The following is a 22,744-nucleotide window of genomic DNA, read 5'->3' on the forward strand; positions in this document are numbered from 1 at the left end:
ATTAGCTGGTTTTTAGTTGATTCATTCAAAATTAAAAGTAGAAAGAGGAGAAAATGCTTTTCCAATTTATTAAAAAGTACAAGTGGTATGCCTTAACATCCCTTGTGATGATTGGATTTGTTGTAGCATCAAGCTTACTGCAGCCGCAGTATTTGAAAGAGGTGCTTGCAGCAGTCCTAAATGATGATCAAGATAAGATCTTAAGTATTGGTGTTTGGCTAATCGGAATAGCTGTTGTTGGTTTACTAGCAGGACTTATTAATACAGTGCTCGCAGCTAAGATTGCCCAAGGAGTATCAGCAGATATTAGGGAGGCTAGCTTCCGTAAAATTCAAACTTTTTCATATTCAAATATTGAAAAATTTAATGCAGGAAATCTCGTTGTTAGGATGACAAATGACGTCAACCAAGTTCAAAACTTGGTGATGATGATTTTCCAAGTTCTTTTAAGGGTGCCCCTTTTATTTATTGGGTCATTTATTCTTGCCATTAACACCCTACCTGAATTGTGGTGGTTAATTGTGATTCTTGTTGTCCTAATTGTTCTTATTACTGGTTTTGCCATGAGTAAGATGGGACCTCACTTTGGTGCCTTCCAAAAATTACTTGATAGGAGTAATACAATTGCCAAGGAAAACCTTCGCGGTGCCCGCGTTGTTAAAAGTTTTGTGCAAGAAAAAAGCCAAATTAAGGAATTCGATGAAACAAGTGATGAACTCCTAGGTCATAATCTGGCAGTTGGTAATCTTTTTTCAACCATGATTCCATCATTCACCCTTGTCAGCCAATTGACAATCTTTACTGCCATCTACTTGGTGTCAGGCTTCATTACTAGTAAGCCAGAAGCTCTAGGATCAGTTGCAAGTTTCATGACCTACATGAGTCAGATTATGTTTGCAATTATTATGGGTGGAATGATGTCTATGATGGCAAGTCGTGCCTTCATTTCAATCCGTCGTATCAATGAGATTCTCAAAACAGAACCTGAAATGTACTTTAAAGACGGACCGGCTGAGGATTTAAACGGATCAATTGAATTTAATCATGTATCCTTTACCTATCCAAATGATGAAAAACCAACCCTTAAAGATGTAAGCTTTAAGATTAATCCAGGCCAAACTGTAGGGGTCGTTGGAGCAACTGGTTCGGGTAAAACGACCCTAGCTCAATTAATTCCAAGACTTTTTGATCCAAGTAAGGGTGAGATTAAAATTGGTGGTGAGGACTTAAAAGATTTAAGTCGTGCAACCATTAAGAAAAATATCTCAATCGTTCTTCAAAAGGCCATTCTTTTTAGCGGAAGTATCGCTGATAACCTTAAACAAGGTAAGGAAGATGCAAGTAATGCTGAAATGGAGAAGGCCAGTGAAATTGCTCAAGCCAAGGAATTTATTGAAAAAATGCCTGATGCTTACGAGTCAGAGGTTGAAGAGCGTTCAGCTAACTTCTCTGGTGGTCAAAAACAAAGGATGAGCATTGCCCGTGGTGTTATTAAAAATCCTAAGGTTTTAGTGCTTGATGATTCAACAAGTGCCTTAGATGCCAAGAGTGAAAAACTGGTTCAAGAAGCCCTTAATAAGGACCTAAAAGGAACTACAACAGTTATTGTAGCTCAAAAAATATCAAGTGTGGTAAAAGCTGATAAGATTTTAGTTCTTGATGAAGGAAAACTAATTGGTGAAGGAAGTCATAAGGAACTTCTTGAAACAAATGCTGTTTACCGTGAAATTTATGAAACACAGAAAGGAAGTGATGAATAATGGGTGAATACAAGCAGGCAGCTAAATTTTTCTATCAATACTTTAGAAAATACAAGCTTTCATTTTTTATCATCTTCCTGGCTATCATTACTGCGACCTACTTGCAGGTTAAGGCACCAGTTTTCTTAGGAGACGCCCTAACAAGCCTTGGAGAATGGCTTGGTGATTATATGAAAGCCAAGGGAATTGCTCAGGCAGCAGGAACACCTTTTGTTAGCCCAAGTAAGCAACCTTTTTATGATATTATGTGGAAACTTCTTCTAACCTATGTTTTCACAACTGTTGCAACTCTTATCTACTCAATCCTATTTACTAGGGTAGTAAGTTACTCTACTAATGAGATGCGTAAGGGATTATTTGGAAAACTTGAGCGCCTTACAATTTCATTTTTTGACCGCCATCAAGACGGAGACATTCTAAGTCGATTTACTAGTGATCTTGATAATATTCAAAACTCATTTAACCAGTCACTAACTCAGGTGGCAACAAACTCAGCCTTGTTTGTAGGTCTCCTTATTATGATGTTCAGGCAAAATGTTAACATGGCCTGGCTTACTATCGCATCAACTCCTGTAGCCCTTATTCTTGCAGTGGTTATTGTCCGTCAGGCTAAAAAATATACTGATATCCAACAGGATGAGGTTGGTAAATTAAATGCCTACATGGATGAGAAGATCTCAGGACAAAAGGCTATCATCGTTGAAGGATTACAGGATGATGCTATTAAAGGTTTTGTTAAACAAAATGAAAAAGTTAAAGCAGCAACCTTTAAGGCGCGTGTTTTCGGTGGAATGCTCTTTCCTACCATGAATGGAATTAGTTTGATTAATACAGCTCTTGTAATTTTTGGTGGATCATACCTAGCCTTAAATGATAGTTCAATGTCAAGGGCAGCAGCTCTTGGTCTTGTAGTTATGTTTGTTCAATATTCACAACAGTACTACCAACCAATCATGCAAATTTCAAGTAGCTTCACTGAACTTCAAATGGCTATAACAGGTGCTCACCGTCTAAATGAAATGTTTGAAGAACCTGAAGAAATTCGTCCTGATCAAGGTCTTAAATTTGAAAAACTTGAATCAGCAGTTACTATCAATGATATTGATTTCTCATATGTTCCAGGAAAACCAGTCTTAAAAGACGTATCAATTGAAGTTGATAAAGGTCAAATGGTGGCCTTGGTTGGACCGACTGGCTCTGGTAAAACCACTATTATGAATCTGATGAACCGTTTCTATGATGTTGATTCTGGATCAATCAAGATTGACAACACTGACATTCGTGAGATGGATCTTGATAGTTTAAGGTCAAATGTGGGAATCGTTCTACAAGAATCAGTTCTTTTCAGTGGTAGCATTCGTGATAATATCCGCTTTGGAAAACCTGATGCCAGCGAAGAAGAAATTATAACAGCTGCTAAAACGACTCATATTCATGATTTCATTATGAGCCTTCCTGATGCTTATGATACTCATGTTGATGATGATGAAAATGTCTTCTCAACAGGACAAAAGCAGTTGATTTCAATCGCAAGAACTATTCTTACAAATCCAGAACTTTTAATTCTTGATGAGGCAACAAGTAATGTCGATACAGTTACTGAAAGCAAGATTCAAATGGCCATGGAAGCTGCCATTGCTGGTCGAACAAGCTTTGTAATTGCCCACAGACTTAAGACAATTTTAAATGCGGATAAAATCGTGGTTCTTAGGGACGGACAGGTAATTGAGGAGGGAAATCATAAGGAACTTCTCAAACTTGGCGGATTCTACTCAGAACTTTACCACAATCAATTTGTCTTTGAATAAAAAAAGGCTAAACTCTTTAGAAATAAAGGGTTTAGTTTTTTTGTCTTTAAGCTTTGAGAGGGTGCTTTTTAGGCCCTAAAATTGTATAATTAATTTAAAGACTAAAAAATAGAGGATTTAAAATGAAGGTATTATACACAGGAGGGGGATCTGCAGGACATGTTAGCCTGAATCTCCAATTGATTGAACTTTACGGAAAAGATGGTTGGGAACAAGTTTATATTGGTTCAAAAAAGGGAATTGAGCGGGAGATGCTTGAAAATTATCCGCAGGTTGACTACCATGCTATTTCAACAGGGAAATTAAGACGCTATTTTTCTTGGGAAAATTTTACAGACATCTTTAAAATTACCCTGGGAGTTTTCCAGGCAAGAAAGATTATTAAAAAAACAAAACCTGATTTTATTTTTTCAAAGGGTGGCTTTGTTTCAGTTCCGGTTGTAATTGGAGCTAAGATGAACGGGGTTCCTGTTATTATCCACGAATCAGATAAGACCATGGGGCTTGCCAACAAGATCTCTTCTAAATTTGCCAAGGAAGTTTTGACAACCTTTAAAATTCCAGGTCACAGGCAGGTGGGGGCAGTTATTGATGATCAAGCTACTTCTAATTTTGAGCTACCTGCTTCCTTTGATAAGAATAAGAAAACTATTCTTTTCTGGGGTGGAAGTCTTGGGGCCAAGAATATTAATGATCTTGTTAGGGAAAATTTGGATGACCTTTTGCAAAAATATAATGTCATCCATCAAACGGGAAGTGGTAATACCTATGAGGAAGTTCCAGGTTACTATCCCTTTGAATTTATCAATGGGGGCATGCTTGGGGTAATTAAGAGTTCTGATTTTGTCGTAGCCCGTGCAGGTTCAAATTCAATTTTTGAAATTCTTTACTGTAAAAAACCAAATATTCTAGTTCCTTTATCAGCAGCTGGAAGTAGGGGAGACCAGATTCAAAATGCCCGCTACTTTGAAGATAAGGGCTATTCTCAGGTAATTCAAGATGAGGATTTGACTTATGATAAACTAAAAGAAAAGCTCAGTGACCTTGAAAGTAACAAGGATAGTTATATTGATAAGATGGCAGAGTCTAATGAAATCATTTCAACTACTGATTTTTATCAACTTTTAAATACCCTTTATTAAAAAGAAAAAAACCTGTAAACCAGGTTTTTTTAAATTGCTACAATTTTTGTCCCGTGAACATAGTTGACACCAGTAAGCTCAGCTAGGTCCTGGGCATTTTCATAGGTCACCCCGCCCCCAATCATAATATCAATTCGGCCAGCAGCATAAGCGACCATTTCTTTGATTTTATCGATATTTAGAACTTGATCGAGGCTGTTTCCGTGGGTTAGAATCTTTTCAACTCCTTGCTCAATTAGATAGTCCATAGCAGCCTTCCAATCAGAAATTTCATCAAAGGCCATATGAAAGGTAACAGGAAGTCCCAAACTTGCGATTAATAGGCGTTCCATGACTTCCTCATCAATTGTGTTTTCAGGAGTTAGGGCTCCAAGAACTAAGGCAGTGGCTCCTGCTTCTGTAGCCCTTAAAATATCCTCTTCCATGATTTTAACCTCTACACTGTTGTAGACAAAGTCTCCACCGCGCGGGCGAATCATGACTGCGAGGGGGACATTATCATCCTTGGTATAGGCAGAAGCCTCCTTGATTACCCCGTAACTTGGCGTAGTTCCACCGACCGCAAGATTATCGCAAAGTTCAATTCTATTAGCACCAGCTGTAAGGGCTTTTGGAATATTAGTAAAGTTTTCAGCACAAAATTCCTTAATTAACATATCATTCTCCGTTGTTTTATTTGTTGGGTCTATCATACAATAAATGACTTAACTTGTAAAAGAAAGCTTGGTGTTAATCATTCAATAAAATTATAATATATAACAACTTAATGAATACTCTATCAGTTTTCAAAATAGTGTATTGACTCACAATCTATAAAAAGTTAAAATAATTAAAAAAATCACAAAATTATTAGGATAATGGAGAATTATGAAAAAGAACTCAATTAAAGAACTTACTGTTGTGGCAATTTTAATAGCCATGGGGATTGCCATTCCTATGGTCATGCCCAAAATTGTTATTGGACCAGCCTCATTTACCCTAGCAAGTCACGTTCCCCTTTTTATTGCCATGTTTTTCTCACCAGGAGTGGCCGTCTTAGTTGCCCTAGGTACCGCCTTTGGTTTCTTCCTCACTACCCCGATTATCATTGCCTTGAGGGCTCTTTCACATCTGGTTTTTGCCTTAATCGGTTCAATCTACCTGCAAAAAAGACCTGACACTGTTTTGAGTAATAAGAAATTCCAGATTTATAATATTCTTATTGCCCTAATTCACACTATAGTTGAGATGGCTGTTGTAGCAATTTTCTTCTTCTCAGGTATGGGAGTTAAACCACAAAATTTAGGCTACCTTCTGACAATCATGGCCCTAGGTGGATTTGTTCATAGCTTTATTGACTATAATATCGCCTATTATGTTGCCAAACCTCTAAGTAAAATATTTGATATTCCTGTCTTTAAAAAGGCAGTAATTCTTGCTAAAAATAAATAAGGGCTATTTATCATAAAAAAGAGACTGATGAGTTTGTATCTTACAAATTTGTCAGTCTTTTTGATCAAATTGTCACCTCTTACTTTAATAAATTGTGTATAATAAGTTATGATGATTAATTAATGAATGGAGAAAATTATATGAATATAATAAAAAAAGGAATAACAGGAAACGAGCTTAAGCTCCTGGGTGTTTTCCTGATGGTACTTGATCATATTCATCAAATGTTTGATTATGCAGGTGCACCGACAATTCTTTCAATGCTTGGTCGCTTGGTTTTACCAATCTTCCTATTTACCCTTTCTGAAGGTTTCCACTATACTCGCAATAAGAGCAAGTATTTAGAGCGACTTTTCGTGGGTTCTCTTGTAATGAATGTTTTGAATCTACTTATTACAAGACTTCTTCCAATGGACGACTATAATGTTAACGTGGTCAACAACATCTTTATGACTATGTTTGTTGCAGCCCTGTTAATGCTTGCCTATGACAAGATTCGTGCTAAAAAATATGGTTTAGGTATTGCTTTAATCCTACTTCCAGCAGTTACAGCCTTTGTTGGTATTCTTTTAATGGGATCACTACCAATGATTGGTGCCTACTTTATGATGTTTGTTCCTAACTACATGACTCTTGAAGGTGGTTGGATTTCAGCCCTTCTAGCTCTAGGCCTTTACATCTTTAGGGATAAAAAAATCATTCAGTATCTATTAATTGCCCTTTATGCCTTCCTAGCATTAAACGGAGATTTTTCAAACCTATTCACAACAAACTTCCAGTGGATGTCAATCTTTTCAATTATCCCAATTGCCCTTTATAATGGACAAAAGGGTGGTGGTTCAAAATATTTCTTCTATATTTTCTACCCAGCTCACATCTACATCCTCTACATCTTGTCATATCTATATGCTAACTACTTTATGTAGAAAAAAACATCTGGTTAATAACCAGATGTTTTTTTTATTTAACTTTTTCGACTGAAGAAACTACTTGACCAACGATTTGTGGCGGTAGAGAATTAGTCATTGCAGGATGCCCTTCAATGGTAAATGAAATTTTATCCCCTTCCTTGTAATCTCCTTCTTTAAAATCTTTTGGAAGTTGATCTTTACTGAGGTTTAGTACAATTCCATTTGCCTGTAAAATTCCTTCAATGTCATTTGGGTCACTTGTTGCTTCAACATCTTTTAAAGAAAAACGGTAGGCCTTGTCAGCATCATCAAGCTGGCTTACATCTTCAGCCAAGACACCTGTGAAAACGCCCTTTTTGTCTTCAGTTATTGATGAGCTATTAAGGCTTGTTGAAGTATCTGTTTTATCCTTTGATAGACTCTTAGAAGTACAGGCAAGTAGGCTTCCACAGGCCAAGAGACTTATAGCAAGAAGTGGTAGGGTCTTTTTAAGATTCATCTTAATCTCCTCATTGTTAATGGTTTTTCTTTTATTTTAATCTATTGGATCATCTGCGGCAATAGGTAGAAAGTAGGATATTTCTAGGAGTAATTGCAATTCCTAAAAATATTTGAGAGAATGAAGAATAATTTACTAGTAGTCGATGGAAATAGAAGGAGAAAACATGCTTAAAAAGATTGACCGGGCCTACAATATTTTAGAAAAAGATCTTACAAGTCTTGCCTGCCCAAAATGTAACCAAGACTTTACCTTATCAAGGTATAGTTTGAAATGTAAAAATAACCACAATTTTGATATTAATAAAAAAGGTTACGTTAATTTTTTAAGTCATAAGGTTGTTGAAAATTATACCAAGGAAATGTTTATTCCTAGAGGGAAGATGATTCAGGCTGGGATGTATGCACCTATGCTTGCTTGGATTAAGGATCAACTTGTGGGTCAGAGCCTTTTAGATATTGGTTGCGGTGAGGGTTCATTTATTAATCTTTTAGATTTTAAGGGATCAAATTTTGCCTTTGATATTGCTCGCGATGGAATTATTCTTGCCACAAACCAAACTATACCGGCTTTTTGGTCAATTGCAGACCTAACTTGCCTGCCCTATAAAGATAAATCGATTGATAATTTATTAAATATTTTTACCCCTAGTAACTATCAAGAATTTGACCGGGTAATGAGTGATTGTGGTCAGCTAATTAAGGTTATACCAGATAGATTTTATTTGAGAGAACTCAGGGAAGCTTACGGAATCCCTCTTGATTACGACAATAGCCTGGTTCTTGAAAAATTTAAGGACAATTACCAGGATGTGGAAGAAAAAGAGCTTTCTTATACCTTTGATATCCCTGAAGATCTAAGACTTGCCTTTTTAGATATGAGTCCACTTGAATGGCAGGTAGATCAGGCAACCAAGGAACGTGTTCGAAAGGATCCTCCGAAGACAGCAACAGTTCATGTTAAAATTCTTGTGGGGAAGAAGCCTAGTAAAGAAAATATTAAGAGTAGTAACCTAATTTAAAGACTTACCGAAGATTTTCCAGGATAATTTACGCATTTTATATAAATTTGTGATAGAATAATCGTGTATGGGTTTTAGCCCAAAAAAAATATAAAAGAGGTATGACATGTCACGTAAACCAATTATCGCTGGTAACTGGAAAATGAACAAAACTTTATCAGAAGCTAAACAATTCGTTGAAGAAGTAAAAAACGCTATTCCTTCAGCTGATCTTGTTGATACAGTAATCGGTGCTCCTGCACTTTTCCTAGCTCCTATGGCTTGTGGACGTAAAGGAACTGATCTTAAGCTTTCTGCTCAAAACTGTTTCTGGGAAAATGCTGGTGCTTTCACTGGTGAAAACTCTCCAGCTGCAATTGCTGACCTTGGTGTTGAATATATCATCATCGGACACAGTGAACGTCGTGAGTACTTCCACGAAACTGACGAAGATATCAACAAAAAAGCTAAAGCTATCATTGCAAACGGTGTAACTCCAATTGTTTGTTGTGGTGAGTCTCTTGAAACTTTCGAAGCTGGTAAAACTGCTGAGTGGGTTGAAGGACAAATTACAGCTGCTCTTAAAGACCTTACTCCTGAACAAGTTTCAAACCTTGTAATTGCTTATGAACCAATCTGGGCAATCGGAACTGGTAAATCAGCAACTTCAGAAATCGCTGATAACACTTGTGGAGTTGTTCGTGCAACAGTTGAAAAACTTTACGGAAAAGAAGTTTCTGAAGCAGTTCGTATCCAATACGGTGGTTCAGTAAACCCATCAAACGTTGTTGAATACATGAGCAAAGAAAACATCGACGGAGCACTTGTTGGTGGAGCTTCTCTAGAAGTTGAATCATTCCTAGCATTACTTGACTTCGTAAAATAATATAAAAAAACTGACGGTTGCCGTCAGTTTTTTTATTTCCTCATACTGCACAAATTTGAGGACAACTCTACCAGGTATAAAATAATAAAAAAGGCCAATCAAGCTTTAAAAAGCTCAAATTAGACCTTTAAATTTTTTGTTTTTTTGTAAAAATTTTTTTGCTAGAAGAACTAGGAAGAAACTTGCTCCGAAGGCTAGAGGAACAGTTAGGAAAACAGGAAGCATCATCAGTAGTAGATAATTTAAAATAACAAAGACGATTGAAAAGATAGCCATGCTGGTAAAATAAACTAATTCTTTCAGGCGGCTTTCCATATCTTTTTCTTCATGTTCCCTTGGATCAAAATCTCTGGTCAAAGGTTTTTCTTGGCTTAGATTTGGTTGATAATTTTCTTTTAATTTAGATGCATGCATGATGAGACCTTTCTACTTCAATAAAAGAATAACATAAATATTGACTTATTAATATTACGAAAACCTTTAGTATTATTACAAAAATATTACAATGAAAACCTTGTGAAAACGTGATTCTATTATATTCGAAAAATATTTCTTGATTTATGATAAGTTTTTGTAATATATGTAATCAAAATTTTGTCTAAGTTGGTCAAAAATGTGTTATATGTATAATTCCTTGGGTATTTTCATGATATAATTGAAAGCTAGGAGAGGTATAATGATAAAAATAACGGCAACTGTTCAAGATTTTGAACAGGCAAAAAAACTACTTGATGCAGGAGTTGATACTCTTTACATCGGAGAAGGAGAGTACGGACTCCGCCTTCCCAAAAATTTTACTTGGGCTGAACTTGAAGAAATCACAAAATTAGCTCATGAAAACAAGGCAACTGTAACGGTTGCAGTTAATGCACTAATGCACCCAGATAAGATGCGTAAAATTAAGGACTATCTTGATTTTCTTGAAAAAATTGGTGTGGATTTAATCACAGTTGGAGATGCAGGAGTTATTCATGTCCTTAAAAGGGATGGTTACAAACTTCCTTATTTTTATGATGCATCAACTATGGTAACAAGTGCAAGGCAGGTTAATTTCTGGTCTGAGCACGGAGCTTGTGGGGCTGTTCTTGCAAGAGAACTTCCAAAGGATGAACTTAACAGTATGCAAAATCACCTTAAAGTTCCTGGAGAAATCTTAGTTTACGGGGCAACTATTATTCACCAGACTAAGCGCCCCCTCTTACAGAATTATTATAACTTTATAAAATCTGATGAAGAAATCACCTATGAACGCGGTTTGTTCCTATCAGAGCCAAAAGATGAAGAAACTCATTATTCTGTTTTTGAAGACTCACACGGAACTCACATTTTTGCAAGTGATGATGTTGACATGATGAGTGTTCTAGGTGAGTTAACAACAATGAATTTTAATCATTGGAAGCTTGAAGGGATTTATTGTCCTGGAGATGATTTTGTTGCAATTGCAAAATTATTTATCGAAGCTAGATCTTTAATTGAAGCTGGAGTATTTACAGCTGACAAGGCCTACCAATTGGATGAGGAAGTTCGCAAACTGCATCCTAAGGGTCGAAGTCTTGGGCGTGGTTTTTATGATTTTGCCCCAGACGATATTAAGTAATAGACTGATTTATTAAAAATCAAGGATAAGAGTCGATTCTTATCCGCTAAAGTTTTGGTGAAATTCAACGTTCACCTTTTCAAATAGCATATGTAATTTTAACTTACAATCTTGAAAATTGGAGTAGATAATGTCAAACACAAGAAATTTAAAACGCCCTGAGGTTTTAGCACCTGCAGGGACCTTAGAAAAACTAAAAGTTGCTATCCAGTACGGAGCAGATGCTGTCTATATCGGTGGTGATGCTTATGGACTGCGTTCAAGAGCTGGAAACTTTACCTTTGAAGAGATGGCAGAAGGGGTAGCCTTTGCCAAAAAATACGGAGCTCAGGTCTATGTGGCCGCAAACATGGTAACCCATGAAGGGAATGAAGAAGGAGCAGGAGAGTTTTTCCGTACCCTGCGTGATATCGGAATTCGTGCGGTTATTGTAAGTGACCCAGCCCTTATTGCCATTTGTGCAGCCGAAGCTCCAGGGCTTCCGATCCATTTATCAACCCAGGCTAGCGCTACCAACTATGAAACATTAGAATTTTGGCGTGAACTTGGTCTTGAACGTGTAGTTTTAGCACGTGAAGTTTCGATGGAAGAGCTTGCTGAAATCAGAAAAAATACAGAGGTTGAAATTGAAGCCTTTGTCCACGGAGCTATGTGTATCTCTTATTCAGGCCGCTGTGTTCTATCTAACTACATGAGCCACCGAGATGCCAATCGTGGTGGATGTTCTCAGTCTTGCCGCTGGAAGTATGATCTCTTTGATATGCCTTACGGGGAAGAGCGCCGTAGTATTGAAGGTCAAATTCCAGAAGAATTCTCTATGTCTGCCGTTGACATGAGTATGATTGAATATATACCTGATATCATTGAAAATGGAGTTGATAGCCTTAAAATTGAAGGACGAATGAAATCAATTCACTATGTTTCAACTGTTGCCAATGTTTATAAAAAAGGTGTGGATGCTTACCTTGAAAGTCCTGAAGCCTTTGAAGAAATTAAGCCAGCCTTGGTTGATGAATTATGGAAGGTGGCTCAACGTGAGCTTGCTACTGGTTTCTATTACGGAACTCCAAGTGAGGAACAACAATTATTTGGTGCCCGTCGTAAAATTCCAGAATACAAGTTCGTTGGAGAGGTTGTAGACTTTGATGAGGCTACAATGACAGCCACTGTTCGCCAGCGTAATGTAATTACCTCAGGAGACGAGATTGAATTTTATGGTCCAGGCTTCCGTCATTTTTCAACTATTGTTGAAAATCTTAAGAATGAAGACGGAGAGTCAATCGACCGTGCGCCAAATCCAATGGAGCTTCTAACAATGACTGTTCCACAAGCGGTTGTACCAGGAGACATGATTCGCCGCCACGGAGAAGGTCTTATCAATCTCTATCAAAAAGATGGAACTAGCAAAACTGTTCGAGCATAAGAAAAAAGATGAAGAATTATTCTTCATCTTTTTTATAAACTTTTGTCCTTTTCAATAGTTTTTGAAACTGCATCAATGACTGAGGCTACAAATTTATTTTCCTCCAGGCTAACAACCCCTTCGATTGTTGTTCCACCAGGGCTTGATACCTTATCAACCAAGGCCCAAGGATTTTCCCCACTGTCATTAACCATTTGTGCACTGGCACTCACAGTTTGGGCTACAATTTCTGTTGCAAGTTCCTTAGGCATTCCGTAGCGAACAGCTGCCCTACTTAGGGCATCAATAAAGATGTAGATGAAGGCAGGACTTGACCCAGCAATGGCTGAAAAGGTTTGAAAATCTTTTTCACCAATTTCATAGACCTGTCCGATACTTGTAAAAATTTCCTTAGTAATATCGACAAATTCTGTACTGGCAAGTTCATTAGGACAAATAGCAGTAGTACTCTTTGAGATTTCTGCGTTAATATTTGGCATAACCCTAATGATTTCCACTTGCTCTTGGATTAAATCTTGAAGTCTTTTCAAATCTAATCCAGCTGCTATGGAAATTATTTTTTTACCAGCAAGTTCACCCCTGATTTCTTCAATTACCTGGGGAATAATTTGAGGTTTTATACTTAAAATTATTAAATCAACTGATTTAGCCAGGGTTATATTATTTTTACAAAAGTTAATAGCGAGTTTTTGAGCTAAATCCTTAGTTTTTTCAGAATTACGACTTGAGATTGAAAGGTCAAATCGATCTGCATCAAGTCCTCTGATGATAGCTTGTGCCATCTTGCCAGCGCCAATAAATCCTACTTTCAAGTTTTTACCTCCTAGTAATTTTTGATGCTATCAACAGTAGATCTGTCTAGGTTTTTGACAATTGCTTGGATATAGGCCTGAGCTTGAGCGAAATCATCAAGGTTGAAAATTGTTTGGTGGCTGTGGATGTAGCGGGCACAAACACCGATTGTTGTAGAAGGAATTCCGTTTCCTTTAAGGTGAGCTGCCCCTGCATCGGTACCACCTTTTGAAACATAGTACTGGGTTTTAATTCCTGCATCACTTGCTGTATCAAGAAGGAATTCTTGCATATTAGGAAGCATAATGTGACCTGGGTCAAAGATTCGAAGAAGGGTTCCCTCTCCCAAACGACCATCAGCATTTTTATCGAAGGTGTCTTGGGCAGGTGAGCAGTCTACTGCAAAGAATAATTCAGGATTAAATTTAGTAGTTGATACTTGTGCACCTCTTAAGCCAACTTCTTCCTGGACATTTGCTCCTGCAATCAGAGTATTTGGAAGCTTCTCGTCTTTTAGGGCAGTCAATAGTTCTGTGACCATTAGGCAACCGTAACGGTTATCCCAAGATTTACTGATAACATTTTTCTTGTTGGCAGTCAGGATGGCCTTGCTTTCAGGGATTATAGGCTGACCTGGTTTAACACCGTATTCTTCAGCTTCTTTTTTGTCGGTAAATCCTCCGTCAAAGATAATATCTCCAATTTCAGGGATTTTAGGTCCAGCAGCACCTCTTAAAAGGTGAGGCGGAACACCACCACTAACAACTGGAATTTCTCGGCCGTCTTTAGCAAAAAGGGTAAAGCGTTGACCACTCACAACTAAGGGATTCCAGCCTCCAAGAGGAACGACCCTAAAGGTTCCATCTTCTTCAATGCGGCTAATCATAAAGGCCACTTCATCCATGTGGGCTGCAACCATAATTTTTGGTGCCTGAGCATCTTGGTTTTCGCGAATCCCAAAAACACCACCAAGACCGTCAAATTCTACACGGTCAACCAAGGGTGTGATTTCCTTTTTTAGGTAGTCACGGACGGGACCTTCAAATCCTGGGGCTGCTTGTAATTCCGTTAATGTTTTAATTTTGTCAAAAAGTTCCATATAATCTCCATTAATCTAATTAGTCTAATTGGTCTAGGTCTATAAGTAACATAATAACAAAAAAATAAAAAATTACCTATATGTTTAAGGTTTAATTTTTAAGAGGACCTTCTTTTAGCCTTTAATCTACAATCAAAAGCCAAAGTATGATAGAATAAAGCCACTGAGATTGGTAGGATTTCCCTACTGGTTAGAAAATAAATTGGAGGGTGGATTATGAAAACTTCGCGCAAATTAGGTTTAGGTCTTTCTGCAACGCTTGCTGCTGGACTGGGTCTTTATGCTCTTTATCAGAATAAAGAAGCGCAAAGGCAAAAGGCCTTATTGTCCTATGTTAAAGAAGAATTAGTTGATGAAGAAATCAAGGCTTCTTGGCTGATGGAAGAGCCTGTTTATGACAATGTTTTTGAAGGTGGTCTTGTTATTGAAAAAGATGATCAGCTGGAAAGTATTGAATTTGAAGTTGATGATGATACCCTTGAAATTACTGAAATTAGGAGGAAATTACTATGATAGTACCAAATTCTTATGAAGAAATAGCAGCTTTTGTTGAAAAAGGTAAAAATGTCTTCTTCTTTACAGCTGATTGGTGCGGGGATTGCCGCTTTATAAAACCAAGTATGCCAGAAATTGAGGAAGAAAATAAAGAGTTTACCTTCATTGAAATTGACAGGGATAAATATATGGACCTTGCCATTGAATGGGGAATTCTTGGAATCCCAAGTTTTGTTGTAACCAATGATGGTCAAGAGATTGGTCGTTTGGTTAACAAACAAAGAAAGACCAAGGAAGAAATAAATAAATTTTTAGCAGGAGTTAAGTAAGTGATTGCAGTATATAACCAAAATTTAAAAGATGTTTTAATGTTTATCGTGGCTAACGATGAAGGGGCAGACCTTGATTTTGTCCGTAAAGGTCAAGTTGCTCGTATTTTTAGAGAAGATACAGGTCAAACTGTAGCCTGGAATATTTTTGAAGCTTCAAGTGTAATTGACATTATTGGTAATGGTCAGGTTGATGTTGAAGGTGAAGATTTAGAAAAAATTAATGCCCTTCTTATGAAGGAAGGATTTGATCAGGTAATTCCTTTTGATGACCAACCAAAATTTGTTGTTGGTGAAATTGTTGACCTAAAGGCACATGAAGATAGTGATCACTTAAATATTGCCCAGGTTAAGATTTCTGATGATGAAACTGTTCAGATTGTTGCAGGAGCTCCTAACGCCCGTTTAGGTTTGAAAACAATCGTTGCCCTACCAGGTGCCATGATGCCAAATGGTTCTTTAATTTTTGCAGGCGAGCTGCGCGGGGTACCATCTTATGGTATGATGGCAAGCCCAAGGGAGCTGGCTCTTCCTAATGCGCCGCAAAAGCGTGGTATCATTGAACTAGATAGTCAGGCTGTAGTTGGTGAAAAATTTAATCCCGAAAAACACTGGCAGGGATAAAAAATTAGGACGGTAAGGAACCGTCCTTTTTTCGTATGTAAGTACGGAGGAAGGAGAAATCCATAGCCAAAATAAGAGGGTTTCTCCAAAATTATTATGAATAGAAGTATTTTAATTGGTCGTTTAACCGGAAATCCTGAGTTGAAGAAAACAGCTAAAGATAAAAGTTTTACCCGTTTTATCTTGGCAGTAAATAGGAAATTTAAAAATAGTCAGGGCGAAAGAGAGGCTGATTTTATTTCAGTTGTTGCCTGGGGTAAACTAGCTGAACTTATTAGCTCTTATGGCAGAAAGGGTGCTCTTATCTCAATTGATGGTGAGGTTAGAACAAGTAGTTTTACAAACAAGGAAAATCAGAAATGCTACCAAACGGAGATTTTAACTACTTCCTTTGAACTTCTTGAAAGTCGCGCCGCTCAGGCTTTAAGGGAAAATAATTATGATCAAAAAGACCTAGTTTTAGAGGGCGAAGATTTTCCCTTTTAACTCCTTTTAGTAGTTTTTTATAGCAATTAACATTCATTGATATAGGACCTTAAAAATGTTTTAATACATTAATACGAAAGAAAACAAGGAAAGGTTCCCAATGATAAAAAAACAAGCGATTATTTTTGACATGGATGGTCTTATATTTGATACCGAAAAAATTTACCACAAGGCTAATAAGGAAGCAGCAGCAACTTTTGGTATTCCCTATACCGATGATATATTTTATAGATTTATTGGTTCAAATTATGAAGATGTAATAAATTTTTACCATACGGAGTTTGATTCTGAGTTCGGCAGAGACCAGGTTAATTCCTTTATTTTAAAGGCCGATAAATTAGTAGAAGAATATTTCAGGGCAGGTTTAGTGGAAACTAAGCCAGGGCTTTATGAACTTCTTGATTTTCTTGATGAACGGGAGATTCCAAAACTTATAGCTTCCAGTAGTTCAGCTCAAATAATTGAGCTACTTCTTGACCGTAGTAACCTCAAGAACCGATTCCAAGCTTTTGTATCCTCAGATGATGTCAAAAGAGCCAAGCCGGATCCAGAAATTTTTGAACTAGCTAGCAAGCGATTAGGTTTATCTAAGGAAGAAATATTGATCCTTGAAGATTCTAGGAATGGGATTCTTGCAGCCAATCAAGCCGGGATTGATGTCATTATGATTCCAGATATTATAGAGGCTGATGCTGAACTTAGGGATCTAACTGAGGCAGTCCTTCCTAGCCTAGACGAATTGATAGGACTTTGGGCGGAAAAATAAGTATCCTGCTTGACTAAATCTGACTAAAGAATTAGAATATAGGTAAATCTAGCACTCGATTAAGATGAGTGCTAATAAATAATTGGAGGGTATCATGCTAAAACCAATAGGTGATCGTATTGTTTTACGAGTTAAAAAAGAAGAGGAAAAAAATGTAGGTGGTCTTGTCCTTGCAAGTTCAGCTCAAGATAAACCTCAAACAGCAGAAGTTGTAGCAATTGGAAGCGGAAGCCGTACTTTAAATGGTGATTTGGTTCCTCCTACAGTTAAGGTTGGTGACCTGGTATTATTTGAAAAATTTGCAGGCACAGAGGTTAAAATTGAAGAAGAAGCCCTATTGATCCTTCGTGAAGCTGATATTTTAGCTATCATTGAATAATAATTAATAGGACTAGGAGAAGATAAAATGGCAAAAGATATTAAATTTTCATCAGATGCAAGAAGCTCTATGGTGCGCGGAGTGGATATTTTAGCAGATACAGTTAAAGTTACCCTTGGACCAAAGGGTCGCAATGTTGTACTTGAAAAAAGCTTTGGCTCACCTTTAATCACCAATGACGGTGTAACCATCGCAAAAGAAATTGAACTAGAAGATCATTTTGAAAATATGGGAGCTAAACTTGTTTCAGAAGTTGCTTCAAAAACAAATGATATTGCAGGAGATGGTACAACGACTGCTACTGTTCTAACTCAGGCTATTGTCCGTGAAGGACTTAAAAATGTGACCGCAGGAGCAAATCCAATTGGTATCCGTCGTGGTATTGAAAAGGCAACAGCACAAGCGGTTGAAGCCATTAAAGAAATTTCAAAACCCGTTAAAGGTAAGGAAGAAATTGCTTCGGTTGCTAGTGTTTCAAGCCGTTCTGAGCGAGTAGGTGAATATATTTCAGAAGCCATGGAGCGTGTGGGTGAGGACGGTGTAATCACCATTGAAGAATCACGTGGTATGGATACTGAACTTGAGGTTGTTGAAGGAATGCAATTTGACCGTGGTTACCTTTCACAATACATGGTAACAGACAATGAGAAGATGGTTGCAGATCTTGAAAATCCTTATATCCTTATTACTGATAAGAAAATTTCAAACATTCAAGATGTTCTTCCGCTTTTAGAAGAGATTCTTCAACAAAATAGACCCCTATTAATTATTGCTGATGATGTTGACGGAGAAGCTCTACCAACTCTAGTTCTTAATAAAATTCGTGGTACCTTTAATGTTGTAGCTGTAAAAGCACCGGGATTTGGTGATCGTAGAAAGGCCATGCTTGAAGATATTGCTATTCTTACTGGTGGAACTGTAATCACTGAAGATCTTGGTCTTGATTTAAAAGATGCAAGCCTTGCCTCTCTTGGATCAGCTGCTAAGGTAGTTGTAGATAAGGATTCGACAGTCATTGTTGAAGGCGCTGGTAATAAAGATAATATCAGTAACCGAGTTGCCGTAATCCGTTCACAAATGGAGCAAACTACTAGTGAGTTTGACCGTGAAAAACTTCAAGAGCGTCTGGCAAAATTATCAGGTGGTGTTGCTGTAATCAAAGTTGGAGCTGCCACTGAAACTGAACTTAAGGAAATGAAACTTCGAATTGAAGATGCCCTTAATGCAACTAGGGCTGCAGTTGAAGAAGGAATTGTAAGTGGTGGGGGAACAGCTCTTGTATCTGTTATTCCAGCAGTTGCCGAACTTGAGCTAGTTGGTGATGAAGCAACAGGGCGTAATATCGTTCTTCGTGCCCTTGAAGAGCCGGTGCGTCAAATTGCTATAAATGCTGGTTATGAAGGTAGTGTTATCATTGACCGCCTTAAAAATAGCGAAGGTACTACAGGTTTCAATGCTGCCACAGGTGAATGGGTTGATATGCTTGAAGCAGGGATTGTTGACCCTGCTAAGGTAACACGTTCTGCCCTTCAAAATGCAGCAAGTGTTGCCAGTCTAATTCTTACAACTGAAGCAGTTGTTGCCAATAAACCAGAACCTGAAATGCCAAATCCTGCTATGGGAATGGATCCATCAATGATGGGTGGTATGATGTAACCCCTAACTGGTTTGAAGTTAATCGGTAGTTGAAAATAAAAATCCTGCAATCAAGATTGATTATTGCAGGATTTTTTATTTATTTTAAAAAGTTAGTGTTCTAGTGATAAAAAGGGTAATAAAGTCCCTAAATTTGGATATTAGATTTATAAGTTGATGATATGTTATAATTATATTATCAGAATTGGAGGATATTATGGCTACATTTGAAGAAAATTTAAAAAAATATGCAGAATTAATTGTTAAAATCGGAGTAAACGTAGGAGATGACCACACAGTTGTCCTAAATATTTCGGTAGAACAAGCACCTCTAGCAAGATTAATTGTAAAAGAAGCTTACCGTCAAGGGGCCCGTGAGGTTATAGTAAGATGGTCGGATGAAGTTGTTAATAGGGAACGTTTGATTTCAGCTAAAAATCTAGATGAAATTAAAGAATCGACAAGTAAGATGTTTGATGAATGGATTGAATCAGGAGCTAGCCGTATTAGTATTGTTTCAGATGACCCAGCAGCTTATGAGGGTGTTGATCCAGAAAGAATTGCCCTTGCCCAGGCTACAAATGGTAAGGCTAGTAGAAAATTAGGGGCAGCCCTTCAGGCCAACAAATTTTCATGGCTTGTAGCTGCAGCAGCTAGTCCAGCTTGGGCCCATGAGGTATTCCCAGATTTAGATCCTGAAGAAGCAACAAGTAAATTATGGGATGAAATTTTTAAGGCAACTAGAACAAATCTTGAAAATCCAGTAGAAGCTTGGGATGCACACGATAAACTTTTAACATCAAAGGCTAAGTGGCTAAATGAACAAAAATTTGATAAATTCCATTATAAAGCTCCAGGTACTGACTTGGTTGTTGGACTACCAAAGAACTATGTTTTTGAAGGACCAAGTAGTGCTAACTCTCGCGGAGAAAAATTCATAGCCAATATGCCAACAGAAGAGGTTTTCTCAGCGCCTGATAAAAGACGGGTTGACGGTGTTGTATCAAGTACTAGACCTTTAAGCTATGCTGGAACAATTATTGACGGCATTAAATTAACTCTTGAAAATGGGCGCATCACAGAAGTTTATGCTGAAAAAGGACAAGAAGTTTTAGAAAAATTAGTCGCAACAGATGAAGGTAGTCACTACTTCGGTGAAATTGCCCTAGTTCCTAATTCAAGTCCAATTTCAGCTAGTGGAATTACCTTCTTTGAAACACTTTTTGATGAAAATGCTTCAAATCATATTGCCATTGGTCAGGCCTATGCCTTTAGTGTTGAAGGTGGTACTGAAATGAGTCAAGAGGAGTTGGACCAAGCAGGTCTCAATAGAAGTGATGTCCATGTTGACTTTATGATTGGTAGCTCTCAAATGGATATTGATGGTATTAAAGAAGATGGAAGCCTTGTTCCAATATTTAGAAAGGGTGAGTGGGCATGAGTGAACAAACCTTAAAAAATGAATTTCTAACCCTAGTTGTTAAAAGCAAGGGTGCGGAACTTCAAAGTATTAAATCTAAGGACGGGGTAGAGTACCTGTGGCAGGGAGATAAAGAATTTTGGGGTCGCCGTGCCCCCATCCTCTTTCCTATTGTTGGCCGCCTAAAGAATGAAAGTTATAACTATGAGGGTAAAAATTATCAACTTTCAGGTCATGGTTTTGCAAGGGATAAAGAATTCAAACTTGAACACAAGCTTTTTGATAGTTTAAAAAATCAACTTGAATATGAGTTGAAATATGATGATGAGACCTTAGCAGTCTATCCTTTTAAATTTTCTTTAAAGATTATTTACCGTCTTGTTGACAATCAAATTGAAGTTAAATATATTGTTAAAAATTTAGATGACAAACCAATGTTCTTTGGAATAGGAGCACACCCAGCCTTTAATATCCCGGTGGTTCAAGGAAATTTTGAAGACTATATGGTTACTATTTTGCCAGAAGAAAAAAGAGCAAGAATTCCTTTAGATGTTAAGGAAGGAACGCTTCATTTGGATCAAGAATTTACAAGTGATCAGTCTGAATATCCTCTAACTAGGGAGTTATTCTCCAAGGATGCCCTTATCTTTAGGACACCAGATCCAACAGATGTTATAATTTCTAACAGATTTGATGAAAGAAGGGTGAAGGTTTCTTATCAAGGCATGCCTTATCTGGGAATTTGGAGTCCGTATCCTAAAGAAGCTCCCTTTGTTTGCTTGGAACCTTGGTGTGGTCTTGCTGACGATGATCAAACAGATGGTGATATTATGAATAAATACGCCGTTAATGAGCTTCTAGCTGACCAAAAATTTGAATGTAAATATACGATTGAGATTGATTAAAGGGTGCTCTTTGTAGCACCTTTTTTTATATTATGGGTTTATTTTTGCAATCCTCAAGTTCTTATGTTATATTTTATAACATAAGAAATGGAAATTTAGGGGGATTTAGTTTTTATGGACGGAGCAAGCACGGTTTTTATAATTATTTGTGCAGCTATGGTATTTTTAATGACACCGGCTTTGGCTTTCTTTTACGGAGGTCTTGAACGGCGTAAAAATGTATTGAACACGATGATGATGGCGGTGGTGTCTTTGGCTCTGGCCTCGCTCATGTGGTTTGTAGTAGGTTATAGCTTATCCTTTAGTGGAGACGGCTTATTCTTTGGAAATTTAAAGCATGTCTTCTTGGATAATGTGAGTATGTTTGACAACAATCTTCATTCTCTGAAAATTCCTGATGGTTTGTTTGCTGGTTTTCAAATGATGTTTTCAATAATCACTGTAGGGATTTTAACCGGGTCAGTTACTGGAAGAATGCGAATGCAGGCCTTACTGCTCTTTATTCCCCTTTGGCTTCTTCTGGTCTACTATCCTTTGGCACACATGGTGTGGGGCGGTGGTTTCCTCGAGGAAATTCATTCAATTGATTTTGCAGGAGGAAATGTGGTTCATATATCAAGTGGTGTATCTGGACTGGTACTTGCTTTAATTCTTGGTAAGCGTAGGGAATATAATCACCTGGAATACCGTCCTCACAATGTTCCCTTTGTTCTTTTAGGAGCAGGTTTGTTATGGTTTGGTTGGTTTGGTTTTAATGCAGGTAGTGCCCTTGAAGCTAGTGGCCTTGCTGTTCACGCCTTTATGACCACTCACTTAGCGGCAGCGGCAGCCATGTTTTCGTGGATTGTCATTGAATTGATTTTAATCAAAAAACCAACTCTTGTTGGGGCATCAACTGGCCTTGTTGTAGGTTTAGTTGGAATAACTCCAGGAGCTGGCTTTGTCCCTCTTTGGGCAGCTGTCGTTATTGGACTCCTGGTAAGTCCAATTTGCTACTTTGCTATCTCTAAGGTAAAACAGGTATTTTCTTATGATGATTCCTTGGACGCCTTTGGTTGCCATGCAATCGGTGGTATCTTCGGCGGGCTAGCAACTGGATTATTTACAAGTAAAGCTCTAAGCCCGGAAGAAGGCTATCATGGACTGGTCTTTGGTGATATCAAATTATTTCTGGCCCAGTTTGAAGCCATTGTTTTCACCATTATTTTATCAGTTGCCATGACCTGGATAATCGCGAAATTTATAAGCTTTTTTGTTAAACTTCGCGTTGAAGATAGGGCAGAGGCAATTGGTTTAGATGATAGTGAGCATGATGAAACTGCATATCCAACATTTATGGGATTAGATAGTTAGAAGA

At 37.6% G+C, this 22,744-nt stretch carries 24 protein-coding genes; 19 read left to right on the forward strand and 5 right to left on the reverse strand.

Annotated elements, in window-relative coordinates; translation table 11 throughout:
• The first annotated feature begins 53 nt into the window (after positions 1-53).
• The 3 genes from OZX60_01570 to OZX60_01580 all read left to right on the forward strand — a co-directional run bounded on the left by OZX60_01570 (position 54) and on the right by OZX60_01580 (position 4,710).
• Positions 54-1,760, forward strand: coding sequence for an ABC transporter ATP-binding protein (locus OZX60_01570; protein ID WEV45462.1), 1,707 nt, complete (start codon positions 54-56; stop codon positions 1,758-1,760).
• Positions 1,760-3,568, forward strand: a complete 1,809-nt coding sequence (locus OZX60_01575; protein ID WEV45463.1) for an ABC transporter ATP-binding protein — start codon at positions 1,760-1,762, stop codon at positions 3,566-3,568. Before OZX60_01570 ends, OZX60_01575 begins: the two co-directional genes overlap by 1 nt.
• A gap of 122 nt (positions 3,569-3,690) precedes the next feature.
• Positions 3,691-4,710, forward strand: a complete 1,020-nt coding sequence (locus OZX60_01580) for an undecaprenyldiphospho-muramoylpentapeptide beta-N-acetylglucosaminyltransferase (GenBank protein WEV45464.1) — start codon at positions 3,691-3,693, stop codon at positions 4,708-4,710.
• A 29-nt stretch (positions 4,711-4,739) separates the two neighbouring features.
• Here the strand turns inward: OZX60_01580 and OZX60_01585 are convergent, their stop codons facing one another.
• Positions 4,740-5,366 carry a copper homeostasis protein CutC gene (locus OZX60_01585; GenBank protein ID WEV45465.1) on the reverse strand — a complete coding sequence of 209 codons (627 nt, stop codon included), beginning with the start codon at positions 5,364-5,366 and terminating at the stop codon, positions 4,740-4,742.
• Between the two features lie 211 nt (positions 5,367-5,577).
• On the opposite strand from OZX60_01585, the gene OZX60_01590 reads away from it, so the two are divergent.
• Together OZX60_01590 and OZX60_01595 are read left to right on the forward strand one after the other, a co-directional pair.
• A complete protein-coding gene (locus tag OZX60_01590; GenBank protein ID WEV45466.1) occupies positions 5,578-6,141 on the forward strand; it encodes a hypothetical protein in 564 nt (187 codons plus the stop codon).
• Between the two features lie 140 nt (positions 6,142-6,281).
• Positions 6,282-7,067, forward strand: a complete 786-nt coding sequence (locus tag OZX60_01595) for a TraX family protein (protein ID WEV45467.1) — start codon at positions 6,282-6,284, stop codon at positions 7,065-7,067.
• Between the two features lie 34 nt (positions 7,068-7,101).
• On the opposite strand, the gene OZX60_01600 is transcribed toward OZX60_01595, so the two are convergent.
• A complete protein-coding gene (locus OZX60_01600; protein WEV45468.1) occupies positions 7,102-7,551 on the reverse strand; it encodes a hypothetical protein in 450 nt (149 codons plus the stop codon).
• 166 nt (positions 7,552-7,717) lie between these two features.
• Here OZX60_01600 and OZX60_01605 point away from each other — a divergent pair, with 166 nt between their 5' ends.
• Together OZX60_01605 and tpiA are read left to right on the forward strand one after the other, a co-directional pair.
• Positions 7,718-8,572: a methyltransferase domain-containing protein gene (locus OZX60_01605; protein WEV45469.1), complete on the forward strand. Its 855-nt coding sequence runs from the start codon at positions 7,718-7,720 to the stop codon at positions 8,570-8,572.
• A gap of 106 nt (positions 8,573-8,678) precedes the next feature.
• Entirely contained in the window at positions 8,679-9,437 is a 759-nt protein-coding gene (tpiA, locus tag OZX60_01610) for a triose-phosphate isomerase (protein ID WEV45470.1), read from the forward strand.
• A gap of 114 nt (positions 9,438-9,551) precedes the next feature.
• Here tpiA and OZX60_01615 read toward each other — a convergent pair whose 3' ends face one another.
• Positions 9,552-9,851, reverse strand: coding sequence for a DUF3270 family protein (locus OZX60_01615; GenBank protein WEV45471.1), 300 nt, complete (start codon positions 9,849-9,851; stop codon positions 9,552-9,554).
• Positions 9,852-10,113: 262 nt separating this feature from the next.
• On the opposite strand from OZX60_01615, the gene OZX60_01620 reads away from it, so the two are divergent.
• Positions 10,114-11,034 (forward strand): U32 family peptidase, encoded by a 921-nt coding sequence (locus tag OZX60_01620; GenBank protein WEV45472.1) that lies wholly within the window; start codon positions 10,114-10,116, stop codon positions 11,032-11,034.
• Between the two features lie 130 nt (positions 11,035-11,164).
• Complete coding sequence (locus OZX60_01625) at positions 11,165-12,457, forward strand: U32 family peptidase (protein ID WEV45473.1); 1,293 nt, start codon at positions 11,165-11,167, stop codon at positions 12,455-12,457.
• A 32-nt stretch (positions 12,458-12,489) separates the two neighbouring features.
• Here the strand turns inward: OZX60_01625 and proC are convergent, their stop codons facing one another.
• Together proC and pepA are read right to left on the reverse strand one after the other, a co-directional pair.
• A complete protein-coding gene (gene proC / locus OZX60_01630) occupies positions 12,490-13,269 on the reverse strand; it encodes a pyrroline-5-carboxylate reductase (GenBank protein ID WEV45474.1) in 780 nt (259 codons plus the stop codon).
• 11 nt (positions 13,270-13,280) lie between these two features.
• Positions 13,281-14,348 (reverse strand): glutamyl aminopeptidase, encoded by a 1,068-nt coding sequence (pepA, locus tag OZX60_01635; GenBank protein ID WEV45475.1) that lies wholly within the window; start codon positions 14,346-14,348, stop codon positions 13,281-13,283.
• Positions 14,349-14,564: 216 nt separating this feature from the next.
• On the opposite strand from pepA, the gene OZX60_01640 reads away from it, so the two are divergent.
• The 10 genes from OZX60_01640 (at position 14,565) to OZX60_01685 (ending at position 22,740) form a co-directional block, all read left to right on the forward strand.
• Positions 14,565-14,861 carry a hypothetical protein gene (locus tag OZX60_01640; GenBank protein ID WEV45476.1) on the forward strand — a complete coding sequence of 99 codons (297 nt, stop codon included), beginning with the start codon at positions 14,565-14,567 and terminating at the stop codon, positions 14,859-14,861.
• The gene (locus OZX60_01645; GenBank protein ID WEV45477.1) at positions 14,858-15,172 is read left to right on the forward strand and encodes a thioredoxin family protein; all 315 of its coding nucleotides are present in this window, start codon (positions 14,858-14,860) and stop codon (positions 15,170-15,172) included. The genes OZX60_01640 and OZX60_01645 overlap by 4 nt, the downstream gene beginning before the upstream one ends.
• Positions 15,173-15,796 carry a DUF4479 and tRNA-binding domain-containing protein gene (locus OZX60_01650; protein ID WEV45478.1) on the forward strand — a complete coding sequence of 208 codons (624 nt, stop codon included), beginning with the start codon at positions 15,173-15,175 and terminating at the stop codon, positions 15,794-15,796.
• 93 nt (positions 15,797-15,889) lie between these two features.
• Complete coding sequence (locus tag OZX60_01655; GenBank protein WEV45858.1) at positions 15,890-16,282, forward strand: single-stranded DNA-binding protein; 393 nt, start codon at positions 15,890-15,892, stop codon at positions 16,280-16,282.
• Positions 16,283-16,382: 100 nt separating this feature from the next.
• Positions 16,383-17,048 (forward strand): HAD family phosphatase, encoded by a 666-nt coding sequence (locus tag OZX60_01660; protein ID WEV45479.1) that lies wholly within the window; start codon positions 16,383-16,385, stop codon positions 17,046-17,048.
• A gap of 94 nt (positions 17,049-17,142) precedes the next feature.
• Positions 17,143-17,427, forward strand: a complete 285-nt coding sequence (groES, locus tag OZX60_01665) for a co-chaperone GroES (protein WEV45480.1) — start codon at positions 17,143-17,145, stop codon at positions 17,425-17,427.
• 27 nt (positions 17,428-17,454) lie between these two features.
• Positions 17,455-19,083, forward strand: a complete 1,629-nt coding sequence (groL, locus tag OZX60_01670) for a chaperonin GroEL (GenBank protein WEV45481.1) — start codon at positions 17,455-17,457, stop codon at positions 19,081-19,083.
• 193 nt (positions 19,084-19,276) lie between these two features.
• The gene (locus OZX60_01675) at positions 19,277-20,503 is read left to right on the forward strand and encodes an aminopeptidase (GenBank protein WEV45859.1); all 1,227 of its coding nucleotides are present in this window, start codon (positions 19,277-19,279) and stop codon (positions 20,501-20,503) included.
• Positions 20,500-21,387: an aldose 1-epimerase family protein gene (locus tag OZX60_01680; GenBank protein WEV45482.1), complete on the forward strand. Its 888-nt coding sequence runs from the start codon at positions 20,500-20,502 to the stop codon at positions 21,385-21,387. Before OZX60_01675 ends, OZX60_01680 begins: the two co-directional genes overlap by 4 nt.
• Positions 21,388-21,501: 114 nt before the next feature.
• Positions 21,502-22,740, forward strand: coding sequence for an ammonium transporter (locus OZX60_01685; protein WEV45483.1), 1,239 nt, complete (start codon positions 21,502-21,504; stop codon positions 22,738-22,740).
• The last annotated feature ends 4 nt before the right edge of the window (positions 22,741-22,744 follow it).

Source organism: Streptococcaceae bacterium ESL0687 (assembly GCA_029392475.1).
Taxonomy (GTDB): Bacteria; Bacillota; Bacilli; order Lactobacillales; family Streptococcaceae; genus Floricoccus.

Excerpts from the sequence above, each read along its gene's own strand:
- OZX60_01570 (WEV45462.1), top strand. The coding sequence starts at position 54 with ATGCTTTTCCAATTTATTAAAAAGTACAAGTGGTATGCCTTAACATCC.
- OZX60_01575 (WEV45463.1), top strand. The coding sequence starts at position 1,760 with ATGGGTGAATACAAGCAGGCAGCTAAATTTTTCTATCAATACTTTAGA.
- OZX60_01580 (WEV45464.1), top strand. The coding sequence starts at position 3,691 with ATGAAGGTATTATACACAGGAGGGGGATCTGCAGGACATGTTAGCCTG.
- OZX60_01585 (WEV45465.1), bottom strand. The coding sequence starts at position 5,366 with ATGTTAATTAAGGAATTTTGTGCTGAAAACTTTACTAATATTCCAAAA.
- OZX60_01590 (WEV45466.1), top strand. The coding sequence starts at position 5,578 with ATGAAAAAGAACTCAATTAAAGAACTTACTGTTGTGGCAATTTTAATA.
- OZX60_01595 (WEV45467.1), top strand. The coding sequence starts at position 6,282 with ATGAATATAATAAAAAAAGGAATAACAGGAAACGAGCTTAAGCTCCTG.
- OZX60_01600 (WEV45468.1), bottom strand. The coding sequence starts at position 7,551 with ATGAATCTTAAAAAGACCCTACCACTTCTTGCTATAAGTCTCTTGGCC.
- OZX60_01605 (WEV45469.1), top strand. The coding sequence starts at position 7,718 with ATGCTTAAAAAGATTGACCGGGCCTACAATATTTTAGAAAAAGATCTT.
- tpiA (WEV45470.1), top strand. The coding sequence starts at position 8,679 with ATGTCACGTAAACCAATTATCGCTGGTAACTGGAAAATGAACAAAACT.
- OZX60_01615 (WEV45471.1), bottom strand. The coding sequence starts at position 9,851 with ATGCATGCATCTAAATTAAAAGAAAATTATCAACCAAATCTAAGCCAA.
- OZX60_01620 (WEV45472.1), top strand. The coding sequence starts at position 10,114 with ATGATAAAAATAACGGCAACTGTTCAAGATTTTGAACAGGCAAAAAAA.
- OZX60_01625 (WEV45473.1), top strand. The coding sequence starts at position 11,165 with ATGTCAAACACAAGAAATTTAAAACGCCCTGAGGTTTTAGCACCTGCA.
- pepA (WEV45475.1), bottom strand. The coding sequence starts at position 14,348 with ATGGAACTTTTTGACAAAATTAAAACATTAACGGAATTACAAGCAGCC.
- OZX60_01640 (WEV45476.1), top strand. The coding sequence starts at position 14,565 with ATGAAAACTTCGCGCAAATTAGGTTTAGGTCTTTCTGCAACGCTTGCT.
- OZX60_01645 (WEV45477.1), top strand. The coding sequence starts at position 14,858 with ATGATAGTACCAAATTCTTATGAAGAAATAGCAGCTTTTGTTGAAAAA.
- OZX60_01660 (WEV45479.1), top strand. The coding sequence starts at position 16,383 with ATGATAAAAAAACAAGCGATTATTTTTGACATGGATGGTCTTATATTT.
- groES (WEV45480.1), top strand. The coding sequence starts at position 17,143 with ATGCTAAAACCAATAGGTGATCGTATTGTTTTACGAGTTAAAAAAGAA.
- groL (WEV45481.1), top strand. The coding sequence starts at position 17,455 with ATGGCAAAAGATATTAAATTTTCATCAGATGCAAGAAGCTCTATGGTG.
- OZX60_01680 (WEV45482.1), top strand. The coding sequence starts at position 20,500 with ATGAGTGAACAAACCTTAAAAAATGAATTTCTAACCCTAGTTGTTAAA.
- OZX60_01685 (WEV45483.1), top strand. The coding sequence starts at position 21,502 with ATGGACGGAGCAAGCACGGTTTTTATAATTATTTGTGCAGCTATGGTA.